6 protein-coding genes and 1 pseudogene are annotated in these 5,161 nt (G+C 41.3%); all 7 read right to left on the bottom strand.

Annotation, left to right across the window (positions count from 1 at the left end; genetic code table 11):
• Positions 1–140 (bottom strand): annotated as a pseudogene (locus T411_RS1000000121610) (lipocalin family protein); the annotation flags it as partial.
• Positions 141–288: 148 nt separating this feature from the next.
• Entirely contained in the window at positions 289–540 is a 252-nt protein-coding gene (locus T411_RS0118815) for a TIGR03643 family protein (RefSeq protein WP_001890111.1), read from the bottom strand.
• A gap of 194 nt (positions 541–734) precedes the next feature.
• Positions 735–938 carry a hypothetical protein gene (locus tag T411_RS0118810; protein WP_001911580.1) on the bottom strand — a complete coding sequence of 68 codons (204 nt, stop codon included), beginning with the start codon at positions 936–938 and terminating at the stop codon, positions 735–737.
• 256 nt (positions 939–1,194) lie between these two features.
• The gene (locus T411_RS0118805) at positions 1,195–1,581 is read right to left on the bottom strand and encodes a VOC family protein (protein WP_000703163.1); all 387 of its coding nucleotides are present in this window, start codon (positions 1,579–1,581) and stop codon (positions 1,195–1,197) included.
• Between the two features lie 145 nt (positions 1,582–1,726).
• Positions 1,727–2,734 carry a DUF4365 and DUF1817 domain-containing protein gene (locus T411_RS0118800; RefSeq protein ID WP_000093799.1) on the bottom strand — a complete coding sequence of 336 codons (1,008 nt, stop codon included), beginning with the start codon at positions 2,732–2,734 and terminating at the stop codon, positions 1,727–1,729.
• A 160-nt stretch (positions 2,735–2,894) separates the two neighbouring features.
• Positions 2,895–3,521, bottom strand: coding sequence for a hypothetical protein (locus T411_RS01000000119830; protein WP_001889198.1), 627 nt, complete (start codon positions 3,519–3,521; stop codon positions 2,895–2,897).
• Between the two features lie 1,138 nt (positions 3,522–4,659).
• Entirely contained in the window at positions 4,660–4,956 is a 297-nt protein-coding gene (locus T411_RS0118780; RefSeq protein ID WP_000617998.1) for a Dabb family protein, read from the bottom strand.
• Positions 4,957–5,161: the final 205 nt, after the last annotated feature.

Genomic DNA, 5,161 nt, shown 5'->3' with positions numbered 1-5,161 from the left:
GAGTGATCGAGTCGAGCAACCTCGTACCATTTGCCTAAATAGTTGTTCAGTTCAAAATCCGACACTGGTTTTACTGATTCGGGCATGCCCAAGCAACCATTCAATAAAACAGAGCAAAGAATCAAAAAGATAGCTCTCATGATGTCTCCAAATACCTAACGCCCTGCTAAGGGGTGAGCAATGCACTGCTAAAGCTACCGCACGCCGCCTTAATCACAAAACCCACCGCATGCTGAAAATGCCACGCATTGCGAATCCCTCTTAAGCAGTTTGTTAGGTGTGTGCCAGTTAGCGATGCTTGTACTGGGTTGGGCAGTAGCCTCTACTAATTTCTGAGCTGCGCAACTTCGCATGTTTTGTGTTACGGCCCGAAACACGACCACGCCATAATTTAAAACTACTAGGTTTGAGTCGACTGCGCATAAACTTAATCACTTCAGCTTCGTTCAGACCAAATTGATGCTTGATTGCTTCGAATGGGGTGCGGTCTTCCCATGCCATTTCTATAATTCTTGACTCGATTGCCGTATTCAGTTCCATCTCAAATAACCGAAGTTTCGAAAATCGGTTTTACGTTCACGCTCAACTTTTGGTTCACATAGCTGATGAACACCTAACGCCCGCCTAAGGGGCTGGCAACGCACTACCACTAAACTCAACCACAACAACCGAAACCACCGCGACTCATTGGGACTGGAAACGCCACGCGTTGACAGTCCCTCTTGAGGCGTTTGTTAGGCATTTGCCAACGGTAGTATTCGTTCTGCTGGAATGTTCCAACGCTCACCATTTGCTGTTGACACTGATACTGACTTCTTATTGAACTTAACGACAACACATAGCTGAATAGTGCCTTTATCATCGACAAACTGCGCCGGCGAACCAAGTATGAACTCTTGCCTTTTGGCTTGAACTTCAAGTTCATCCAGATGCTCCAAACGAGCTACGATCCTATGATTTAATTCTATCAGTTCTTTTCGCGTTAACTTGCCTATGTCCATACTTAAAAACTCTACTACTTTGAATATTAAGAGCATTGTATCAGCTAAATTTGATAGTCGAACGATTAATGCCTAACGCCCGCCTAAGGGGCTGGCAACGCATGACCACTAAACTCAAACACCACAACCGAAACCACCGCGGCTCAATGGGACTGGAAACGCTACGCGTTGACAGTCCCTCTTGAGGCGTTTGTTATGTGTTTGAATACGTTGATACTTCAATAAGATTCCCATCAGGGTCTCTGAAATAGAATGATGTGATTGCACCTTGTGCACCTGTACGTTTTACAGGCCCCTCCATGATAGTCACACCTTGATTCTCCACATGCTTCATCGCATCAGACAGAACTGTGTCGGTAATAAAGCACAAATCTGCGCTCCCAACTCTGACATTTTGGGCTTTAGGTTCAAACTCATTACCGAGTTGATGAAGATTGATCTTCTGGTGACCAAACTCTAGAGCAATCCGACCAGCGCCAAAACTAACAGCTTTCATGCCCAACACTTTTTCATAAAAGTTCGTTGTTGTTGGAATATCTGCAACAGTCAGAACCAAATGATCAAGGTGACTAATTTTCATCAGAAACTCCATTTTCTAGGAAAACACATAACGCCCGGTTAAGGGGCAGCCAACGCCATTACCAAGCTTCCGCATAACACCGTAACCACAAAAACCAACGCATAGTAAAAATGCCAAGCGTTGGCTGTCCCTCTTGAACCGTTTGTTAGCCAGCAACCAGACGGTGAACTGAAGTAATTACTTTTTCAGAGACTTCTTTTAAAATATTATCTGGTATTTTCTTTTCATCAGCGAAACGGTTCAAATTTTCAAAGTTTACTTCTACCCAATTATTAATATCTGACACACTTGAAATAACTACTGACTTTGAACCACAACTTAGTTTATTAACTGAAATATTACAGCATGAGTACATATTAATAGGTAAACTCATATGGTCAGCACCTACATCTAGGAGGTAGAACCAAGGCACACCTTGTTCTAAGGTAAATTTAAACCATCTTCTTACTTCTGGAATCTCATATAATTCTCGTGAGTCATCATCATATCCAAAGATCCAAAATACAGTTTTGTTTCTATTTGAAATTAGCAAATCTTTCGTTCTGAAGTAACGCTCCATCATTTGATTTATCCCCGATAAATCAAGCTCTTCAACTTCTTCCTTAGAAAGAACAAAAGATATATCAGACTGTTCATCCATGGCAGAATTTATTGCCCAAGATACTTTGATATCTTCGGAATAATCCTCTGCAATTCCAGCGATATCACAGAGACTAGTCATATCTAAAGTGCCTAACTGATTCTCAAACGGAATTTCAATCCACCATGATTTGCTACTTGGATTAGTTGCGTTAACAGAAAATTCCACCCAATACCCTTTAGTACAGTCACTGTTAAGCACAACCAAAATAACAGGAACATTATGATTAATAAGGAAATTTAAGTGCTTATTATCACCCAAGTATTTAATATCACCGCTTGTGACTTTAGAGATATAGCTATCACCACACTTGATTTGAACTGCAACCGAGCGTCCACTCACCACACCATTATTGACGATATCAATATACCCATCGATGCCAAAATCATGTTCTCGGTGAACTTTTCGGTATATACAACCCAACTCCTTAGTTACAAAATGCTCAAAAAAAGCTTCACCAGTGTTCCCTACTTCTTGATTTGCTTGATACTTAGGAAAATCAAAACTAGACATATCTATCCTATTTAACTGACGTAATATCATATTTGCGGGCTAACGCCCGCCTAAGGGGCTGGCAACGCACTACCACTAAACTCAAACACAACAACCATAACCACCGCGGCTCAATGGGACTGGAAACGCCGCGCGTTGACAGTCCCTCTTGAGGCGTTTGTTATATTTCGATTTCAACCACTTCATTGCGATCTATTTTCATGTATTTACCAGAAAGAAGCTCATGAAGATTTTGACACAAGGACTCATATTCTGGCTTACGTTCGAGCATAAAGTTTACACGGTAATCAAAAGCCCAGTTGATATGATTATTGTCCCTTTCTAGATACTCAATAACTTCGCAACGAATTTTCTCGCAGTAGCGAAGCTCTTTATAGAATTTGGTAATAGCTTCATATAACTGAAGATCTAAAGACGCTATATCCTTGATGTATGACTCGTAGCGCTTTGTTGAAAACTTTGGGAATGCCATATGAAGCACACCATACTCTCCATTTTCACCGATAACGATATGAGCCATATCATTTCCATAGCGATCAGTTTTTATGTTCTTCCATACTGGTATTCTCTTTTCACCAATTTTCAGAAGTTTATCTACTTGGGTCAAGACAGAATATAAAGCATCTAACGCATGATAATTGTCTTTTAACTCTTCAGATACCACAATCTTAAGAGTTGCAAGCATGCGTTTTTTATCACGATACCTCTTTGTTAAATCGAGAATTTCACGAGTGCAGAATAATATTAATGTAACCACTACAGTGATCGGTAAATACTCAGAGATCAAATTTTTTCCTCTTAGAAATATAACGCCCGCTTAAGGGGCTGGCAACGCTACCGCACAGCTTAAACCAACAGCCGTAACCACTTCGGTTCAATGGGACTGGAAACGCTACGCGTTGACAGTCCCGCTTGAAGCGTTTGTTATGTGCCTGACTGTAATGCCTTTTATGGCATATTTTCAATTCTAGAAACCTACGATTGAGAGCTTACACCGCTTTACGTTTCTAATTCGGAGTTTCTTACAATGGTCATCAGTAAGAGTATCGGGATCCTCAAACCCTTTAAGTAAGGGTAATAGACTGAATAGCCAACGATTTTGCTTACGACAAATACAGGTCTGTCTAGATTAAGAGTCGGCGCCTTGGGGGCATATTATGCCAAACAGCATTCGATAAAAGTCATGACAAAGAGAACGTAACAAACTGAATTTATTAGGGATGAATAAGAAGAAAGGGTATGTTGAACAAAAAAGCACATAACGCCCGCCTAAGGGGCTGGCAACGCATTACCACTAAACTCAAACACAACAACTGCAACCACCGCGGCTCATTGGGACTGGAAACGCCACGCGTTGACAGTCCCTCTTGAGGCGTTTGTTATGTACGTTGATCTAACAATTGTTGCCAGTGTTCATGGCTTAGCGCATTTTTCGGAATGTAAATACTACGTTTCTGCATAGTCTCTTCAAAGTATGAGACCTTTATGGTCGAGCCTATTCCTAACGGCAGAAAGTCATACAACAAAGTTACATCGCAAGCTAAACCTTTGAAAAATAAATTCCCACCTAATATTTTTAGAGAACCTTGCCGAAACTTATTCCATAACATAAGGATCCTAGCAGCTGCACCACAACACATTATTAATGTAAGCGATTGTATTAAATGATGATTACCATTTGAAAGCCAATAGAAGACAAGCCACAAAAACACGATATAAGCGAGTTCTGTGAACACATATCTGTACATATTCAATCTAATGTTATTGTTCATTTTTTCTACCTAGTACATAACGCCCGCCTAAGGGGCTGGCAACGCATAGCACCCAACTCAAACACAACACCGAAACCACCGCGGCTCAACGGGACTGGAAACGCCACGCGTTGACAGTCCCTCTTGAGGCGTTTGTTAGCTGCGTGCCAAAGATTAAATTGTGTAATCAAAAACCACGATATCCTCAAGCAACGGACGAAAGACTTTTTTCAGGACTTCATGCTCTGGATGAGGCAAGTAATTTTGCCTGCCTTTCTCATCTGAAAATGTCATTAAAACCGAATGTGAATAGCCTTGATTTTTACCTTCAGGACTATCATTTTCTCCCCACTCAACAGATAAAACTCCATCCACTTTGTCCGGCATTGAAGCAAACAAGCCTTTTAATTTTTCAATTTCGGATGGCTCTGCCGACGCTTTAAACTTTATAAGCAATATGTGCCGGATCATTTCTCTTCCTCTATAGCTGCTAACGCCCGTCTAAGGGGCTGACAACGCATAACACTAAACTCAAACACAACAACTGCAACGACCGCGGCTCAATGGGACTGGAAACGCCACGCGTTGACAGTCCCTCTTGAGGCGTTTGTTAGGTATTTATTGCTGCTGAACGTAAATGAGCCGATTTGTATCAAAACCACGCTCTTTCGACATT

This window comes from Vibrio cholerae ATCC 14035 (assembly GCF_000621645.1).
Classification (GTDB): Bacteria; Pseudomonadota; Gammaproteobacteria; order Enterobacterales; family Vibrionaceae; genus Vibrio; species Vibrio cholerae.
The sequence above is the reverse complement of the archived record's forward strand: the minus strand, read 5'-3'. Positions and strand labels throughout refer to the sequence as shown.

Coding starts and splice junctions, on each gene's coding strand:
- T411_RS0118780 (WP_000617998.1), bottom strand. CDS start 4,956: ATGATCCGGCACATATTGCTTATAAAGTTTAAAGCGTCGGCAGAGCCA.
- T411_RS0118800 (WP_000093799.1), bottom strand. CDS start 2,734: ATGTCTAGTTTTGATTTTCCTAAGTATCAAGCAAATCAAGAAGTAGGG.
- T411_RS0118805 (WP_000703163.1), bottom strand. CDS start 1,581: ATGAAAATTAGTCACCTTGATCATTTGGTTCTGACTGTTGCAGATATT.
- T411_RS0118815 (WP_001890111.1), bottom strand. CDS start 540: ATGGAACTGAATACGGCAATCGAGTCAAGAATTATAGAAATGGCATGG.